This window comes from Bradyrhizobium sp. i1.15.2 (assembly GCF_040548425.1).
Lineage (GTDB): Bacteria > Pseudomonadota > Alphaproteobacteria > Rhizobiales > Xanthobacteraceae > Bradyrhizobium > Bradyrhizobium canariense.
This window is the reverse complement of record NZ_JBEPRQ010000005.1, coordinates 291,728-309,377: the sequence shown is the minus strand read 5'-3', so window position 1 is coordinate 309,377 and position 17,650 is coordinate 291,728. Positions and strand designations below refer to the sequence as shown.

Genomic DNA, 17,650 nt, shown 5'->3' with positions numbered 1-17,650 from the left:
CGTATGGCCAAGACTGCTCTGCAATTCCGCCACAACGGCAGCGATGTCGCCATTTTCGTTGATGGTGGCACCAACCTCCTCGTCGCGCTTCGCGAATTGATCGGCGACATGACGCCGAAGTTCGGTTGCGGCCAGGGGGGCTGCGGCACCTGCAGTGTCCTGATCGACGGCGAACTCCATCTCTCCTGTCTGACGCTGGCCGAGACCGTTGCCGGCCGCTCCGTCGAGACGCTGGATAGCCTGAAGCAGGGACCGAACCTCCATCCGCTGCAGCGCGCCTTCGCCGAGAATTTTGCTGCCCAGTGCGGCTATTGCACACCGGGCATGCTGATGGCTGCCAAGGCATTGCTTGATCGCAATCCCTCGCCGAGCCGCGCCGAGATCGTCGAGGCGATCTCCGGCAACATCTGCCGGTGCACCGGCTACGAGCCGATCATCAACGCCATCCTCGCCGCCTCCGGTGGCCGGGTGAGCGCCTGAAGGACCAGATCATGCTGGAACTGCGCAAAGACATTTTCGCCGACGAGCGCGACGACAATCTCAACGAGATCGGCAAGGGCACGCAGCGCCAGGACATGCTCGGCCATGTCACGGGGACGTCGAGCTATTTCAACGACCACAAGCTCCAGGGCATGCTGCACCTGAAGGTCGTCCGCTCGACCCATTCGCATGCAAGGATCCGGCGGATCGACACCGCGGACGCCGAGCGCTCATCCGGCGTGCGCCGGATCATCCGGGGCTCCGACGTCCCCCGTAACCTCAACACACTTTTGAGCCTGATCAATTTCGGCAAGGACGACGAGCCGTCGCTGGCCGTCGACAAGGTCCGCTACAAGGGGGAGCCGATCCTGGCCATCGTCGCCGACAGCGAACGCAAGGCGTTCGAGGCGATCGCAAAGGTGCGGATCGACTACGAGCCGTTGCCGACGGTGTTCGACGTAGAAGATGCGTTGAAGGCCGGCGCGCCCGTCGTCAACGAAACCTATCCGAAGAATGCCTTCATTTATCACGACGTATATGACCACCAAAAACTCCGCTTCGGCGATGCCGATGCCGCACTGGCGACGGCCGATCACGTGCTCGAACAGCGCTACCAGATGTCGCCTATCGAGCATGCGCCGACCGAAACCAACGGTTCGATCGCGGCGCCCGACACCAACGGGCGCTATGTCGTCTATACCTCGACGCAGGCACTGTTCTTTTCGGTCGACACCTGCGCCAAGATCCTCGACGTCCCCTCCAACACCTTCCATTTCATTGGCGGCACCGTCGGCGGCGGCTTTGGCGGCAAGGTGGACACGCTGACCGAACCTTTATGCATCCTGGGTGCGATGCTGATGGGACGTCCCGTGCGCTACGTGTTCGGACGCGAAGAAGAGATGCAATACGGTCCGCCGCGCGGCGCCGAGCGCATCTACATCAAGGATGGCGTGATGCGCGACGGCCGCGTCGTTGCGCGAAAGATCCGCGCATATTTCGACAGCGGTGCATATACGCGGCTCTCGAGCTATGCCGCGGTGAAATGCGCAGCCCACCTGCCAGGACCCTACACCATCCCTAACGTCTATGGCGACGTCTACTGCGTCTTCACCAACCGTACGCCGGCAACCGCGATGCGCGGCTTCGGCGTCACCGCCATGGATTTTGCGATCGAGTGCCAGATGGACAAGCTCGCGAACCTCGTCGGCATGGATCCGATGGAGTTCCGCATCCTCAATGCCTATCGCGACGGCGACATGAAGGCGCACCGGCGCGAGGCCAAGAACACGGCGCTGATCGAGTGCGTCCAGGTAGCTGCCGAGAAAGCGAAATGGCCGATCCGCGACGAGTTCAAGCGTGCCTCCTCCCGCAAGGACGGCGGCGGCAGCCGCGCCGTCATCCCGCGGACGCCTGCCGACACCAACGCGCGGACAACCGCGCCGGCGCCGCAGCGCACGAGCTATGATCGCCTTCCAACGGCCGCGTCGCGCGAACCGCCGCGCGAGCCCCCACCGCCCGCGCCCTCCCCGCCGCAGCCACCGCGACCGGCATCGCCCTCGCACGGGGCGGGTCGATTCTCATCCGTGTTCGGCACCAGGAGGCGTTGAGATGACCCGACATCGCGGACGCGGCATCGCGTCGGTCAATTATCCCATCGGCATGAATCTCGGCGGCGATCCCAGCCAAGCCCTGGTCCATTCCAACCCAAGCGGCAAATTCACCGTAGCGCTGTCGTCGATTGATCTCGGCCAAGGCATGAAGTCGGTCACGCGGCAAATCTGCGCAGAGACGCTCGGCGTGCCCGTCGAGGACGTCTATGTCGACACCGCCGATTCCGACACCGGTCCGCATTGCATGGGCTCGTTCGCTTCGCGCGGCACCCATCGCGTCGGCAATGCCGTGATGGCGGCGGCGCGCGAGGCGCGCGGCGTGATGATGGAGGCCGCCGCAGAGGAACTCGAGGTCAACGCCGCCGATCTCGAAACCGACGGCCGGGGCAACATCCACGTCAGGGGCGCGCCGCACCGCTCGATCTCCACCAAGGACGTCGCCATCGCGGCGCAGTTCAAGCAGGGCAAGACCATCTCTGGCCGTGGCATCTTCCTGGTTCCTCTGTCCAATGTCGATCCGGAAACCGGCGAGATGTCGCCGGCGACCTGCTACGCCCATGCCTGTCTTGTCGCCGAGGTCGAGGTCGACGACGAGACCGGTGAGGTCACGATGATCCGCATGGACTCTGCCTATGAGCTCGGCCGCGCGCTCAACCCGCGGCTGGTCGAGCAACAGCTCGTCGGCGGCGCCTGGATGGGCGTCAGTCACGCGCTCTACGAGACGCCTGAACCCTATTATCCCGACCCTGTCCACGGCCCTCGCGACTTCGTCGAATATGTCATGCCTGGTCCTGGCGACATCTGCCCACACGACATCGCCGTGTTGGAACGCCCCGCTCCCGATGGTCCCTTCGGCGCCAAAGGCCCCGGGGAAATGTGCGCGAATCCGGTATTGCCGGCCGTTGCGAACGCCATCTTCAACGCCGTCGGCGTTCGCATCGACGATCTGCCGATTACGCCGGAGAAGGTGCTGCGCGCGATCAAGGCCGAGGGCGGCGCGCGCCCTCAGGCGCGGCGCTGAGGTCGCGATGGCCGTCCGCAGCAACATCGTCGGCATCGACAGCCCCGAGGCACTGGAGAAGGCGCTTCGGGCCGCCTATTACCTCGCCGACGAGGGGCTGGCGACCGCGGCCTATCTCGGGCTGGCGCTGGGCAAACCATTGCTGCTCGAGGGTGCGCCGGGCGTCGGCAAGACCGAAGCCGCCAAAGCCATCGCCGCCGTCCTCGGTCGCCGCCTGATCCGCCTGCAATGCTACGAAGGCATCGACGCATCCGCAGCACTCTACGAATGGAACTATCCGCGCCAGATGCTCGCCATCCGCCAGGCCGGCGATGAGAGCATCGACATCTACGGCGAAACCTTTCTGATCGAGCGACCGATGCTGGCGACACTGCGCGCGCCTGACTCGACTGTGCTGCTGATCGACGAAATCGATCGCGCCGACCAGGAATTCGAAGCCTTCCTGCTCGAGTTTCTGTCCGACTTTCAGATCTCGATCCCGGAGCGCGGCACGGTGCGCGCTTCTGAGCGCCCGGTCGTCGTCCTCACCTCAAACCGCACGCGGGATCTTCATGAAGCGTTGCGGAGGCGGTGCGTCTATCACTGGATCGACTATCCCTCGGCGGAGCGCGAAGCCCGCATCGTGATGATGCGGGCCTCCAGCGTCGCCGAGGGGACCGCGCGGGCCGTCGTCGCCGCCGTCGAGAAGCTGCGACGCGAGCCGCTCAGCAAGGCGCCCGGGATCGCCGAGGCCGTTGACTGGGCTGAGGCCGCCACGCTGCTGCACAAGGGCGGCGCACGGTGGCCCGATGCCTTCAGGCGCTCGATTGGGGTTGCCCTGAAAGACGAGGAGGATCTGCATTTCATTTCGCCGCGCCTCGACGCCCTGCTGGCGGAGGCCTCTGCATGAGCGCCGAACCCGAACTGCCGCGCGCTGCGCGTGTTTTCATCTCGTTCGTCGGCTTGTTGCGAACGAACAGGTTTGCCGTCGCACCGGAACAGACGACCTCGTTCCTGGCCGCGATCCAGTTGCTCGGTCCCCGCAGCCTGGAAGACATTCGGCAGGCGGCCCTTGCAACACTGGCCCCTCCACCGGAGCGTCGCGCAACGTTCGACCGGCTGTTCGATCTGCACTTTCGCGGAAACGAGGCAATCGAGCGCGTCGATGACGGCGAGAACGACGAGACAGTTCGGCTCCAAGAGGAGGCCCGTGGAAACGACGAGCCACTGTTGTCGGACGAAGCCAATGAGTCCGGTCTCGCAGCTGCGCGCGCCGAAGCGCTGGTCGAGCGCCGCTTTGCGCAGCTCTCCACCACCGATGCGCTGCGCCGGCTGTCCCGCGAGGCGCCCAGGCGCCTGCCGAAGCGGCGCGGCCATCGCCGCATGCGGGCTCGCAGCGGACCGTACGCGGATTTGCGCCGCACTCTCCGCGACTCCATTAGCAGCGACGGCGAAATCCTCCGGCTGGGACGTTTGAAGCGGCGGCACCGCCCACGCAAGGTGTTGCTTCTGATCGACGTCTCCGGTTCGATGAAGACGCGCACCGAAGAGAATATGAAGTTCGCGCACACGCTGGTGCAGGCGGCACCCAATGTCGAGGTCTTCACCTTCGGCACGCGGCTGACCCGCATCACCCGCCCGTTGCGTCTCAAGCGCCGCGAGCAGGCGCTCAAGGCCGCGGCCTATGTGGTCAGCGACTGGGACGGCGGCACCCGGATCGGCGAGGCGCTTCAGGCCTTTCTCGCCGTGCCCCGCTTTGGCGGATACGCGCGAGGAGCTGCCGTGATCATTATTTCCGACTGCCTGGAGCGGGGCGAACCCGACGCGCTGCGCGATGCGGTCGCGAAACTATCGCGCCGTGCGTGGCGCGTGAGCTGGCTGACGCCGCTCGCGGCCGGTCCCGGCTTTCGGCCGCAGACCGAAGCGCTGGTCGCGATCGAGCGCTTCGTCGACGACCTGGCCGATGGTGGATCGAGCGCGTCGATCGTCGCGCATGTGCTGGCGCTGGGACAGAGGAGAGTTGCGTGACGGACATCGTCGATGGGCACCATCATATCTGGCGCCAGGCTGACCTGCCCTGGCTGGTCGGTCCGATGCAGCCGCGCATCTTCGGTCCATACGAGCCGATCCGGCGCGATTACCCGATCGGGGAATATCTCCGCGACCTCGAAGGCAGCGGCGTCACCCGCTCAGTCTATGTCCAGACCAACTGGGCCAATGACCGCTTCGAGGACGAGGCCGCCTGGGTGCAGCAGACCGCCGAGGAGCACGGCTGGCCGCATGCCATCGTAGCTTACGCCGACTTTTCAGTGGATGACGTGCGTCCACAGCTCGATCGCCTGAAGCGCTATACCCTCGTACGCGGCGTTCGCATGCAACTGCATTGGCACGAGAACCCGCTTTATCGCTTCGCCGCGCGGCCGGATCTCTGCACCGATCCCGTGATCCAGCGCAACATCGCCCGCCTTGCGGATTATGGCTGGAGCTTTGACCTTCAGGTGTTCACGCCGCAGATTCCGGACGCCGCGCGCCTTGTGGAATCTTGCCCGAAGGTGACCTTTATCCTCCAGCACGCCGGCATGCTGGAGGACCTTTCACCCCCAGGCCGCGCTGCGTGGCGCGCCGGCATGGCCCGCCTCGCCGCATGCCCGAACATCGTGTCGAAACTGTCGGGGCTCGGAACCTTCATCCACCGCAACGACCCCGCGCATATCGCGTCCGTCCTGACCGATACGATTGCGATCTTCGGCGCCGAACGCTGCCTGTTCGGCTCGAATTTTCCGATCGAGAAATTGTGGACCAACTACCGCGAATTGATTGATGCATTCCGTGTCGCCGCGGCGCCGCTACGCGATGATCAGCGCGAAGCCGTTTTCAGAACCACTGCCATGCGCGTCTATCGGCTCTGAGCGCCGAGGAAACAACGAGAACGGACACAGGGAGGGACGGAATGCCGCTGGAGATCAAGATTCTGGACTATGGCGATATTGAGCTGGAATCGAGCTTTTTGGTTCTCGGCCGCGATTGCGGCCGCACCCGCCGCGTCCTCACCCTCGGTTTCCTGATCCTCGGCGGCAAGTATCCGGTGGTGGTCGATACGGGTTACCGCTCCAACCAGATCATGGAAACGCTGGGCATGCGCGGCCTGCAGTATCACGAGCACATGATCGAAAACCAGCTTGCACGGCACGGCGTGCGGATGGGCGATGTGCGCTTCGTCTGCCACACCCATCTGCACATCGACCACGCCGGCAAGGACGATCTGTTTCCGATGAACACGACTGTCGTCCTCAACCGTCGGGAGCTTGAATACTCCGTGTCCGGCCTGATGCATCCGCAATATCCGGCGCCGGATATTAAGCATCTGATCGACCGTCTGCACACCAAGAGTGCCCTGCGCTTTCTCGACCTTGAGATCACAGGTCCCATCGAGCTGATGCCGGGCGTCTACTGCGACGCTGCGAATGCGCATACCGAGGGCTCGATGAACATCATCGTCGAAACCGCCGACGGCATCGCCACAATTTGCGGCGACGTCATCTATGATTTCAACGACCAGATCGTAACGCCCTTCAACGAGATCCACGACTGGGAGCCGCGCACCACCGGCAATCACGGCACCACCAAGCGCGCCGAGAAGGCCGCCATCAAGAAGCTGCTCAGCAATTCGCGATATCTGCTGCCGGTCCATGACCGTCCCGCCAAGATCGAAGGTGGCAACGTCGTCGGCCGACTCCACGACCAGGTGCCTGGGCCGGTCGTGCAGTCCCTGCCCCAGCGCAACTGGTTTCCAGCCTAGACGCCAGAGGATGGATGATGACGCACGTCACTTTACGCTCCGAATTCGAGACCCTGATTGACCCCTACGCACCAGTCGCGCAGATCGGCACCGGTTTTGACTTCACGGAGGGACCGATCTGGCATCCAGTCGATCATTATCTGCTGTTCTCGGACATGCCGGCCGACGTGCGTCGGCGCTGGGATGCGCGGCGAGGCGTCGCCGAGGTCAAGCGTCCCTCGAACAAATGCAACGGCATGACCTATGACGCCGAACTCAATTTGATCGTTTGCGAGCACGCGACGTCGTCATTGATCCGCGAGCGGCCGGATGGGCGGCGCGAGGTGCTGGCCTCGCACTTTGGGGGACAGGAGCTCAACAGTCCCAATGACGTCTGCGTGCACTCCTCGGGCGCGATCTATTTCTCGGATCCCTGGTATGGCCGCATGCCGGTCTATGGCGTCGAGCGGCCAAGGCAGCTCGGTTTCCAGGGCGTTTATCGCGTGGTGCCCGGCGCCGAGCCGAAGCTCGTCGTGGACCGCAATCTGTTCGACCAGCCGAACGGGCTGTGCTTCTCGCCCGACGAGAAACTGCTCTATGTCAACGACACCGTACAGGCACTGATCCGCGTATTCGATGTCAACGGCGACGGCTCGCTGTCGAGTGCGCGTGTGTTCGCGAGCGGCATCCGCTCCGAGCTCGAGCCCGGCTTGCCCGACGGCATGAAGTGCGACCAGCACGGCAACATCTGGGTCACGGCACCCGGCGGCGTGTGGGTCTATTCGCCGCGCAGCGAGCTGCTCGGCAAGCTCCGCCTGCCCGAGCTTGTCGCCAACCTTACCTGGGGCGGGCCGGATTTCCGCACGCTGTACCTGACTTCGACGCACTCGGTCTATGCCATTCCCACCAAGGTCGGACCGCGCCACGAGCCCTATATGAGCGGCAAGCGAGGCGGCGGCACAGCGGCGGCCGGCTCTGCTTCCGCTGCACCCGTCCTCGCCGACGGCGAGATGCAGCTCGACCCGCGACGCTGCGCTATGATCATCCAGGACCTCCAGAACGACGTCATCATGGACGGTGGCGCCTTTGCCGATTCCGGCGCGCCCGGGCATGCGCGCCAGCAGCATGTCGTCGAGAACGTCCGCCGCGTGGCCGAAACCGCGCGGGCGCGCGGCGTCGCCGTCATCCATGTCTGGTTCGTCGTTGAGCCCGGCGCGCCCGGCGTGACTCTGAATGCGCCACTGTTCGAGGGTCTCGTCGACAGCAAGGCGATGGTGCGCGGAAGCTGGGGCGCGGCACCGGTTTCAGGTCTCGAACCACGGCCCGGCGATTTCGTGGTCGAGAAGGTGCGAATGAGCGCCTGGGAAGGCACGAAGCTCGAAACGATCCTGAGAGCCACCGGTCGCGACATGATCATCAACACCGGCGCCTGGACCAACATGTCGGTCGAGCACACGGCGCGGACCGGTGCCGACAAGGGCTACTTCATGATCGTTCCTGAGGATTGCTGCTCGACCATGAACGCCGATTGGCACGCCGCGTCGATCAACTTCGCCATGCAGAACGTCGCCGTCGTGACCAGGGCCGATGCGGTCATCAAAGCGCTGGGATGAGCGGTGGCGAACCTCCTGCACCTGTCCTGCTCGCCCCGCGACGACTCCTGGTCAAGCGCCGGCGCCCGCGTTTTCCTCGATGGCTTTCGCCAAGCTCGGCCCGATTGGGACGTGGACGTCATGGATCTCTGGCGCGAGCGCCTGCCGGAGTTTTCAGGCCCTATTGTCGAGGCCAAATATGCACGGATGAAGGCGCAGGCCTTTAACGACGCGCAGCGGGACAGCTTCGCGGAGGCCGAGCGGATGGCGGTGCGCTTGGCGCTTGCCGAGCGGGTGTTGATTTCCACGCCCATGTGGAATTTCGGCATTCCCTATAAGCTCAAGCAATGGTTCGACGTCATCGTCCAGCCCGGGCTCACCTTCCGGTTCGATCCGTCGCTGGGGTATGTCCCGTTGCTGAAGGACCGGCCGACCATCGTCATCATTGCCAGTGGCAGCGATTTCGCCACCGGAATGAACCGCGGGCGCATCGACATGGCAACACCTTACCTGCGCGAAATTTTGCGTTTTGTCGGGATCAACAATGTCCGTTTCATTCCAATCGGACCAACCACCGGACCGCAACAGCCGATCGAGGCGGCCCGCGAACGCGCCCACCAACGTCTGGCCGCAATGGCCGCGAGCTTCTGATGCGCTCCGCAGGCGACTCAAAGGTTACGGCAGATTGTCCCGCAGAAAAATGTCGATGCGGATGCGCTCCTGGTCGGGGCTGATGGGCTCACCCGAACAATGCGCGAGCAGGACTCGCGCCGCAGACCGTGCCTCGTGGCCGGGATCCTGGTTGATGATAGCATCGAGCGCGCCGCGGACCAGGAAACGCCGTGTGTATTGAGTCAGCTCATGGGCAATCCAGACCACCTCGCGCGCGCGTCCCGAGGCCTCGAGCGCATCGGCGATGCCACGGTTGCCGGCGCCGCAGCAGTATATGCCGCGCAGATCGGGCTGGCGCGCGAGCAGTGCCGCAGTGAGCTCCCGCGTGCGCTCGCTGTCGTCGCGGCCCTCGATCACCGGCAGCGCGAGCAGGTTCGGATACTCGCTGGACAGGATCTGGTGGAAGCCGAATTTCCGCTCGGTGTGATCGCGCAGCGACAACGATCCCGCGATCACGGCCACCGTCCCCTCGCGACCAGTGAGGAACCGTCCCATCAGCGTTGCAGCGGTGCGGCCTGCCGCCGGGTTGTCGATGCCGACATAGTGCAGCCGGCGCGAGCTCGGCGCGTCCGACACAAGGGTCACCACAGCGACCCCGCGCGTGGTGAGTTCGTCGATCGCGGCGCGCACCCTGGGATGATCGAGCGCGATGACGGCGACGCCCTGATACACCGGCGAGAGATTTTCCAGTGCGGCAGCGAGTACGTCCGGATCGAACACGTCGACATGCAGGATATCAATGAAGCCGCGCTGGCCGGCGAGCCAGTCCGCGGTGCGCTGGACCTGCTCGGTCAGGTTGGTCATGAAGCTGTTGCTACCCGTCGGCAGCACAAAGGCAAAGCGGAACGTCTGCCCGCGGGCAAGCCGCGCGGCCGCGACGTCGGCTCGATAGCCGAGTTTTGCCACCGCGGCCTCGACCCGCGCGACGGTCTTGGCGCGCACGCCCTCGCGCCGGTTGACGACGCGGTCGACGGTGGCGAGCGAAACACCTGCCGTGCGCGCGACGTCCTCGAGCGTGGCACGAAGCACCGGCTGGGTCGCACCAGCATTCATTCGCGCGCCGCCCACAGCATGCCGCGGATCATCAACGTACGGATCTCCGGTACGTCGAGCTCGTAAGCGCGGTGGCCGAGCGAGGAATAGAACACCCTGCCCGCGCCGTATCGCTTCTTCCAGACCACGGGCATCACCACGCCCTCGATCCAGGGTGCGTGCTCGCCGGTGAAGGTCGTCGTCGCCAACACCTCGTTGGCGGGGTCGACATGCATGTAGTACTGCTCGGAACGATGCTCGAAACTCTTCAGGCCCTTCATGATCGGATCATCCGGCTTCGTCAAGTCGACCTTGTAGTCGATGATGTTGCCGGGATGCGCAACCCACTGCCCGCCGCACAGGAATTGGTAGTCGACAGAATCGCGGAAAGCGTCGCCCATGCCGCCATGATGGCCGGCGAGCCCGACGCCGCTACGGACCGCAGCGCAGAGATTGAGCGCTTCCGCCTTCTCGATCTTCGACATGGTGTAGATCGGGATGATCAGTGACAGGTCGTGAATCGCGGGATCGGCGAACGCGGCGGTGGTGGTTTCGATCCGCACCTCGAAGCCTTCAGCCTTCAGCCAGCCCCGGATCATCGAAGCACAGAGATCGGGATCGTGCCCCGGCCAACCGCCCCATACAATCATTGCCTTGCGCATGGTCATTCCCTCAGTCGATCTGTCCGGTTTCACGCCCGGCCGGCAGCATCGCCGGCCGTTCGACGCAGCTCTCGATCTTGACGCGTCGCCCTTCGTCGGCAGAGGTCTGGAACGCTTCCATCACCTCCAGCACGTGGAACGCGAGCGCACCGCTGGCACGATGCGGCCGGTTGTTCAGGATCGCGGAGGCCATGTCGGCGACACCGATGGAACGGAACTCGCCGTCGACATGACCGTGAGTCAGCGGCACCGGCTCCCACTCGCCGCCGGTCTTCGCGACCTGCACCTCGCCGCCGAAGCGGTTCGGGTCCGGTACCAGCATGCTGCCCTTGTCGCCATAGATCTCGATCGGCGCATGTCGGTGCTTGGGCACATCAAAGCTCATCGCGATCGAGACGACCGCCCCGCTCTCGAATTCGAGCGTGCCGGCGACATGGGTCGAAACTTCGACCGGGATCAGCGTTCCGTTCATCGGCTGGCTGGTGACCAACCGCTCGGATTTCGGACGCGCCGTCGAGCCCATCACGCTCGCCACCGGGCCGAGCAACTGCACGAGATCGGTGATGTAGTACGGGCCCATGTCAAGGATTGGCCCGCCGCCGCGCAAATAGTAGAAACCCGGCGCCGGATGCCAGCGCTCGTGACCGGGGCAGCCAAAGAACGCGCTACCGGCCACAGGCCTGCCGATCGCACCATCGTCGATCAACTTGCGCGCCGTCTGGTGCCCCCCGCCGAGGAACGTATCGGGCGCGCAGCCGACGCGAAGACTCTTCTGCGCGGCGAGCTCCATCACCTTGCGGGCTTCCGTGACGTTGATGCCGAGCGGCTTCTCGGAATGAACGTGCTTGCCGGCGTTCAGCACCGCGAGACTGACGTCGGTGTGGGCGAGTGGCACGGTGAGATTGATGACGATCTCAACGTCGTCCCGCTTGAGCAGTTGATCAACCCGCATCGCCGGCAGCCCGAAGGCGGCGCCTTGCCGCTCTGCGATGTCGCTGCGCATATCGGCGAGCGCCTTGATTTCCATGACCGGGAAGCGCTGGGCCGCCTTCAGATAAGCGGTGCTGATATTGCCGCAGCCGATGATGCCGATGCCGACTTTTCTCATTGTGATCTCCGTGAGGTGCCGTTCATCCCTTGACCGCGCCGGCAGTGAGGCCTGCGACGATGTGTTTCTGCGCGAGAAGGAAGATAATGATCGTCGGCAGGATGGTCAGTGTGATGAAGGCCAGAATCAGATGCCACTCGGACGAATACTCGCCCTGATAAACCATGATGCCGAGCGGCCAGGGATAGAGCGCGTCCGTGTTGAGCATCACCAGCGGCAACAGATAGGCGTTCCAGCTGTTGACGAAGGTGATGGTACCGACGGTCGCCAGGATCGGCCGCGACAACGGCAACGTCACATAGCGGAAGAATTTGATATAGCTGCAGCCGTCGACCAGCGCGGCTTCCAGCAGTTCGTACGGGATGTCCTTGAAGAAGCGCCGCAGCAGCAACACGCTCATCGCAAGACCGAAGGCCGCTTGCGGCAGGGCAACGCCAAAATATGTATCGAGCAATCCGAGATCGCGCACCTTGATGAAGAGCGGCAGCACCGCTGTCGCCGCCGGAAACAGCAGGCCCAGCGTCAGGTAGCTCAGCAGCATCGAGCTGCCGAAGAACCTGATATGGGCAAAGGTGAACGCCGCCATCGAGGCGACGATCAGGGTCAGGGCCACCGTGAGGGTCGAGATGATCAGCGAGTTGCGCAAGAGCTGCCAGTAACGCGCCGAGAACAGGATATCAGCATAGTTCTGCCACTCCCAGTGACGTGGCAGGCCGAACGGATTGACGCGCAATTCGCCGAGTGATTTGAAGCCACCGAACAAGGTCGCGAGCAGCGGCACCAGTACGATGATGGCAACGACGGCGAGGAACACCAGCTTGAACAGCATTGCGGGATCGAACGGCGCGCGGATGATCCTGGCGTTACTCATCGCGCATGAACCATCGCTTGTACGTGAAGGCAAAGGTCACACAGATCGCAAACAAAATGACACCGATGGCGCTGCCGTAGCCGACCCGCATGCGCGAGATGCCGTTGTTGTAGAGAAAGCTCACCATCGTGTTCGAGGAGTCCGCTGGCCCCCCGCGCGTCAGCGGCATCACGAGGTCGAACAGCTGCAGCGAGCCGACGATGGCGAAGAACACGGAGAGCCTTATCGTCGGATAGAGCAAGGGAATGACCACATGTCGCAGGGCTTGCGATCGGGTCGCGCCGTCGATGCGTGCCGCCTCGACCAGGCTCTTGTCGAGACTCTGGAGCGCTGCGATGAACAGCATCATGTGGAAGCCAAAGTACTTCCAGACGATCACGATCAGCACCGCCAGCATCGCCGTATCCGTCGAAGCCAGCAGATGCGGAGGCTCGGCGCCGAAGCTGCGCCAGATCGAAGCCACAAGGCCGTAGTCGCCATCATAGACGAAGCTGAAGATCAACCCGGTCGCGATCTCCGCCAGGATATAGGGCATGAAGAACAGCATGCGCAGCGCCACCGCCCCTCGAAAGCGCTCGGCGAGCATCAAGGCCAGCGTGAGCGCGAGCGGCAGCTGGATGGCGAGCGAAACAGCGATAATCAGCCCGTTGTTACGCAGCGCGAGCCAGAAGGCGCGGGTCTCCAGCACGAAGCGGTAATTGTCCAAGCCAATCCAGTTGGTGGGCCTGCCGAACCCGTTCCAATTGAAGCCCGAATACCAGGCTGCTTCGCCGATCGGCAGCACAACGAACAACGTGAACAACAGCAGCGCCGGCGGCAGGAACAGGATGAGCACCGTCAGCCTGCCGTCCCAAACCGGGCCACGGACCCTGACTTGCGGTACCATCTCGCCAGCAGCACCGATCGCCGACACGCTCGCGGTCCGCCGCGCCACCGTCAGTTGCCCTGCTTCCACGCCGCCTCGATTGCCTTGGCAGCCTCTTGCGGGCTCATGCTGCCGCCGGCGATCTCGGCCGTGACGTCGTTGACGACGCGGCCGACCGACGGACCCAGGCTCTGGTCATAGAAGTTCTGGTGGTAGTTCGAATTCGCCAGATTGGCGGCGATCAGCTTCATGAAGCTGTTGTTCAGCCCTGCGTCCGCGCCCTGCACCACCGGGATGATGAAGTTGCCGGCGGCAAGCCGCGTCTGCACCTCTTTGGAGACGAAGTATTTCAGGAAATCGACGGCTTCCTTCGGCGAGCCTTTCGTAATCAGCCAACCGGTGATGCCGCCGAGCGTATCGGTGGGCGCACCCTTGCCGCCGGTCACGACCGGGAAGTCGAACCAGCACATCTTGTCCTCGGTCAACCCGACCTTGTCGGCGGCGAGAGCGCGCTGCAGATGATAGACCGTGCTGATCGCCAGCGTCATCGCCGCCTTGCCGTCGCCGAAATAGCCGACCGCCTGCGGATTCTTGAAGCCCAGGAAGCCATTCTGGAACGGCTGGAGATCGACGAGCTGCTTGAACAGCTCGCCGGATTTCTGGAAGGTTTCCCCGGCAAAGCCGCCGTTCTCGCCGCGCAGCGCCGCATCGAACGCCGCCTTGCCGCCGATGCGCACAGCAAGATGGGTCCAGTAGAAGTGCAGTGGCCATTTATCGGCGCCGCCGACCACGATCGGGGTCACGCCGGCGGATTTCAACGCCTTCACGGCAGCAAGCAGATCGTCCCAGCTCTTGATCCCGGCAGGATCGACCTTCCCCTTGGCCATCAGCTCCTTGTTGCAGAGGAAGCCGACCTGCGAGAGCGCCGTGGGCAGACCATAAACGCGGCCGTTGCGGGTGAAGGCGGCGAGCGCCGCCGGCGTGAGACTGTCGCTGTAGCCCTTCACAGAATCGGTGATGTCGTCGAGCACGCCGGCCTCGATCTGCGTCTTCAGGACACCGCCCGCCCAGCTGTAGATGATGTTGGGCCGGTCTTTGGATTGGAGGATGGTCGGCAGCTTGGCCTTGTAGGCCTCGTTCTCGAGGAACTGCATCTCGACCTTGACGCCCGGATGCGACCCCTCAAAGGCGCGCGCAACCTCTTCCCAGATTTTGACCTGGGCCGGGTTGGCCTCGATGTGCAGCCACTTCACCGTCGTATCGGCCGCAGCGAGTTTCGCTCCGAGCAGGCATGCGACAACGGCCAGTCCCAGTTTCCCGAGCAGTCTCATCACATTCCTCCCAACGGCTTTTATTCTTTGGTGCAATCCTGCCTTCGATTTTTGAGGTACGCAACTAAAATTCTGATCTATGCACCTCACGAAGGAGGTCGTTAAGGTGAGCGCGAGAATCGGGCGGCGCGTCGCGCTGCCCCAACGCAAATCGAGGGATATCCATGGCTGCCGTTTATTCCGACCTCGCCGGCAAGGTCGTTCTCGTCACCGGGGGCGCATCCGGAATTGGCGCTGCGATCGTGCGGCGCTTCGCACAGCAGAAATCCAATGTCGTGTTCTTCGACATCAAAGCTGACGAGGGCCAATTCTTGGCACGCGAGCTATCGGGCCAAGGTCTTAGCGCGCATTTCATGCGTATCGACTTGACCGATATCGCCGCGTTGCGTGCCGGTGTCGCGGAGGCGCGCAACGTGCACGGCGCGATCAACATCCTCGTCAACAATGCCGCACATGACGAGCGGCACAGCACCGAGGAAATGACACCGGAATATTGGGACAACCGTGTCGCGGTCAACTTGAAGCACCAGTTCTTTGCTGCGCAGGCCGTGTTGCCGGACATGAAGGCGGCGAATGCCGGCGCGATCATCAATTTCGGTTCGGTATCGTGGATCGCCGGACAAGGCGGCATGGCCGCCTACACCGCCAGCAAATCAGGCGTCATCGGTCTCACGCGCTCCCTGGCGCGCGATTATGGCGCCTACAACATCCGCGTGAACGCGATAGCGCCGGGATGGATCATGACCGAGCGCCAGCTCGACAAATGGATGACGCCCGAGGGCGAGGTCGAGCTGATGCAGCGACAATGCCTGAAGCGCAAGCTCATGCCGGACGAGGTCGCGAAGTTCACCATCTTCCTCGCTTCCGACGAGGCTTCCGCCTGTACAGCCCAGCACTACATCGTCGATGGAGGCTGGGTCTGAGGCGGAGCAGGCGAGATCGTGCATTGGCGCGCCGCTACTTTGCCAGGCGGAACTTCCCGCCTTCGACCTTGATCAGGAAGGCCGAGCGCTCATCATAGCCGTTGTGATCGGCCTTGCTCATGTTCGACAGCCCATTGTTGAGATAGATGTTCTGCCCTCGCTCGAGTGCGTCCCGCAGGGCCGCGCGAAATTCGATTGTGCCAGGCTTTGCCGTCTTCAGCGCATCCGGCGAAGCTTTTCCGATCAGCGCGACGACATCCCAGAGGTGAGCAGCGAACATGTTGGGCTTTTGCCCGTTTGCCGCTTCATACGCGGTCACGAACTCCTCCGTCGAGCGACGAAACGGATCTCCCGTGGGGAGGTCGGCGGCAATGGTAAAGGCCTCGCCCGCGAATACGGCACCTTCGACGTTCGCGCCACCAAGCTTGATGAATTCCTCACTGGCCACGCCGTGAGTCTGAAATATCTTCCCGGCGTATCCGCGCTCGCGGAGCGCCTGCTGCGGCAAGACCGCCGGAGTTCCCGCGGACGCGATGAAGACGGCATCCGGATTGGTCGACATCACCTTCAGCGCCTGACCGGTGACGCTGGTGTCGGCTCGCGCATAGACTTCGTGTGTGGTTACGGTCAGCCCCAGCGCGGGCGCGAGGCGGCTCACCTCCTTGTAGTAGCCCTCGCCGTAGCCATCCGAAACACCGATATAGCCGAGCGTCTTCACGCCTGAATTCGCGATATGCTTGAGGATGGCGGCCGCCATGAGGTCGTCATTGGGAACGACCTTGAAAGCCCAGGCGCGCTTCTCATCCATCGGTTGAACGATGGCGGTAGCGGCAGCGAGCGACAGCAGCGGCGTCTTCGATTCGAGCGCGACATCCAGCATCGGCATGGTCACCGGCGTCAGAGAGGAGCCGACCAGCACATCGACCTTGTCCTGGATCACCAGCCGGCGTGCGTTCTGGACCCCTTTGGTCGAATCCGACTCGTCGTCCAGAACGATATAGGTCACCTTCTCTCCACCGATCTCTTTCGGAAGAGCTGCAACCGTCTTGAGCTGCGGTTGTCCCAGTGCGGATCCCGAGCCACTTGCCGAAATCACAATTCCAATTTTGATGTCCGCGTGAGCCGCATTTCCATAGAGGACGCATGCCACAAGAAGCGAGGCTCGCGCGAAACCGATCTTCATGTCCTGTTCCTCCCTGTCCGCTTTGACGATTCCGCCGGCTGCGTCGGCGCCCCGGCTCGAGCTTGCAGTGCTCCCCACGACACCGTCGCCGCTCAAGAGGCATGTCGTCCGACATACGCGTTTCCTCCTGCGGTCCCGAGCAACCGGGTGGGCCATGCTAAGCGGATCGCAGCAACGTGTCTGTCCCTAGCGTTAGGGACAAGTCATCGGTGCCCGAACCGGAATATTGGGGTTGGCGGACGCACCGCCGCGTTCTCGCGGCGAAATTCGCCCGAGGTTTGCCTGGTCACTCCACCCTCAAATCCAAGAGGGCGCAGGGAAGGCCGGGTGCCGGCTGGCACCCGCGGTCCGCTGCGCGAAAAGCACACGCAGGAAAACCGCACAGCAGCATACAGGTGTAGCCAATCACTCGGCCTTCCCTGCGCGATGGTTGGACGGCTTATGCCGTGCTCTCCCGGGAGCCGAGTTCTCTTTGGCCTCCCTCGCCTTCGCGAAATTCACCGGCACCGCGCCGGTTGACGCAGATGCCGCATTCGCCAGGGC

The 17,650-nt window shown here is 63.6% G+C and carries 17 protein-coding genes; 10 read left to right on the top strand and 7 right to left on the bottom strand.

Annotation, left to right across the window (positions count from 1 at the left end):
* The first annotated feature begins 3 nt into the window (after nt 1-3).
* Genes ABIB80_RS13015 through ABIB80_RS12975 form a run of 9 tightly spaced genes read left to right on the top strand, consistent with a single transcriptional unit; the run spans nt 4 to nt 9,111 of the window.
* Nucleotides 4-480 carry a (2Fe-2S)-binding protein gene (locus tag ABIB80_RS13015; protein ID WP_007593025.1) on the top strand — a complete coding sequence of 159 codons (477 nt, stop codon included), beginning with the start codon at nt 4-6 and terminating at the stop codon, nt 478-480.
* Between the two features lie 11 nt (nt 481-491).
* Nucleotides 492-2,087, top strand: coding sequence for a xanthine dehydrogenase family protein molybdopterin-binding subunit (locus ABIB80_RS13010; RefSeq protein ID WP_354127591.1), 1,596 nt, complete (start codon nt 492-494; stop codon nt 2,085-2,087).
* A 1-nt stretch (nt 2,088) separates the two neighbouring features.
* Nucleotides 2,089-3,111 carry a xanthine dehydrogenase family protein molybdopterin-binding subunit gene (locus ABIB80_RS13005; RefSeq protein ID WP_354127590.1) on the top strand — a complete coding sequence of 341 codons (1,023 nt, stop codon included), beginning with the start codon at nt 2,089-2,091 and terminating at the stop codon, nt 3,109-3,111.
* A 7-nt stretch (nt 3,112-3,118) separates the two neighbouring features.
* The gene (locus ABIB80_RS13000; protein ID WP_027569309.1) at nt 3,119-4,000 is read left to right on the top strand and encodes an AAA family ATPase; all 882 of its coding nucleotides are present in this window, start codon (nt 3,119-3,121) and stop codon (nt 3,998-4,000) included.
* Nucleotides 3,997-5,118, top strand: a complete 1,122-nt coding sequence (locus ABIB80_RS12995; protein ID WP_354127589.1) for a vWA domain-containing protein — start codon at nt 3,997-3,999, stop codon at nt 5,116-5,118. Before ABIB80_RS13000 ends, ABIB80_RS12995 begins: the two co-directional genes overlap by 4 nt.
* Entirely contained in the window at nt 5,115-5,999 is an 885-nt protein-coding gene (locus tag ABIB80_RS12990) for an amidohydrolase family protein (RefSeq protein ID WP_354127588.1), read from the top strand. The genes ABIB80_RS12995 and ABIB80_RS12990 overlap by 4 nt, the downstream gene beginning before the upstream one ends.
* 41 nt (nt 6,000-6,040) lie before the next feature.
* Nucleotides 6,041-6,889 (top strand): MBL fold metallo-hydrolase, encoded by an 849-nt coding sequence (locus ABIB80_RS12985; protein ID WP_007593031.1) that lies wholly within the window; start codon nt 6,041-6,043, stop codon nt 6,887-6,889.
* Nucleotides 6,890-6,906: 17 nt separating this feature from the next.
* On the top strand, nt 6,907-8,481 hold the full coding sequence (locus ABIB80_RS12980) for an isochorismatase family protein (protein ID WP_007593033.1): 1,575 nt from the start codon (nt 6,907-6,909) through the stop codon (nt 8,479-8,481).
* Between the two features lie 3 nt (nt 8,482-8,484).
* On the top strand, nt 8,485-9,111 hold the full coding sequence (locus tag ABIB80_RS12975) for an FMN-dependent NADH-azoreductase (protein ID WP_354127587.1): 627 nt from the start codon (nt 8,485-8,487) through the stop codon (nt 9,109-9,111).
* A gap of 24 nt (nt 9,112-9,135) precedes the next feature.
* Here ABIB80_RS12975 and ABIB80_RS12970 read toward each other — a convergent pair whose 3' ends face one another.
* Genes ABIB80_RS12970 through ABIB80_RS12945 form a run of 6 tightly spaced genes read right to left on the bottom strand, consistent with a single transcriptional unit; the run spans nt 9,136 to nt 15,001 of the window.
* Nucleotides 9,136-10,185: a LacI family DNA-binding transcriptional regulator gene (locus tag ABIB80_RS12970; protein ID WP_354127586.1), complete on the bottom strand. Its 1,050-nt coding sequence runs from the start codon at nt 10,183-10,185 to the stop codon at nt 9,136-9,138.
* Entirely contained in the window at nt 10,182-10,826 is a 645-nt protein-coding gene (locus tag ABIB80_RS12965) for a ThuA domain-containing protein (protein WP_219684414.1), read from the bottom strand. The genes ABIB80_RS12970 and ABIB80_RS12965 overlap by 4 nt, the downstream gene beginning before the upstream one ends.
* 10 nt (nt 10,827-10,836) lie before the next feature.
* Complete coding sequence (locus ABIB80_RS12960; RefSeq protein ID WP_354127585.1) at nt 10,837-11,934, bottom strand: Gfo/Idh/MocA family protein; 1,098 nt, start codon at nt 11,932-11,934, stop codon at nt 10,837-10,839.
* A 22-nt stretch (nt 11,935-11,956) separates the two neighbouring features.
* A complete protein-coding gene (locus tag ABIB80_RS12955; protein WP_219684416.1) occupies nt 11,957-12,805 on the bottom strand; it encodes a carbohydrate ABC transporter permease in 849 nt (282 codons plus the stop codon).
* Nucleotides 12,798-13,739, bottom strand: a complete 942-nt coding sequence (locus ABIB80_RS12950) for a carbohydrate ABC transporter permease (protein WP_473367137.1) — start codon at nt 13,737-13,739, stop codon at nt 12,798-12,800. The genes ABIB80_RS12955 and ABIB80_RS12950 overlap by 8 nt, the downstream gene beginning before the upstream one ends.
* Nucleotides 13,740-13,741: 2 nt before the next feature.
* Nucleotides 13,742-15,001, bottom strand: coding sequence for an extracellular solute-binding protein (locus tag ABIB80_RS12945; RefSeq protein WP_219684417.1), 1,260 nt, complete (start codon nt 14,999-15,001; stop codon nt 13,742-13,744).
* A 164-nt stretch (nt 15,002-15,165) separates the two neighbouring features.
* Here ABIB80_RS12945 and ABIB80_RS12940 point away from each other — a divergent pair, with 164 nt between their 5' ends.
* On the top strand, nt 15,166-15,924 hold the full coding sequence (locus tag ABIB80_RS12940; protein ID WP_354127584.1) for an SDR family NAD(P)-dependent oxidoreductase: 759 nt from the start codon (nt 15,166-15,168) through the stop codon (nt 15,922-15,924).
* A 34-nt stretch (nt 15,925-15,958) separates the two neighbouring features.
* On the opposite strand, the gene ABIB80_RS12935 is transcribed toward ABIB80_RS12940, so the two are convergent.
* Entirely contained in the window at nt 15,959-17,107 is a 1,149-nt protein-coding gene (locus ABIB80_RS12935) for an ABC transporter substrate-binding protein (protein WP_354127622.1), read from the bottom strand.
* Nucleotides 17,108-17,650 lie beyond the last annotated feature (543 nt).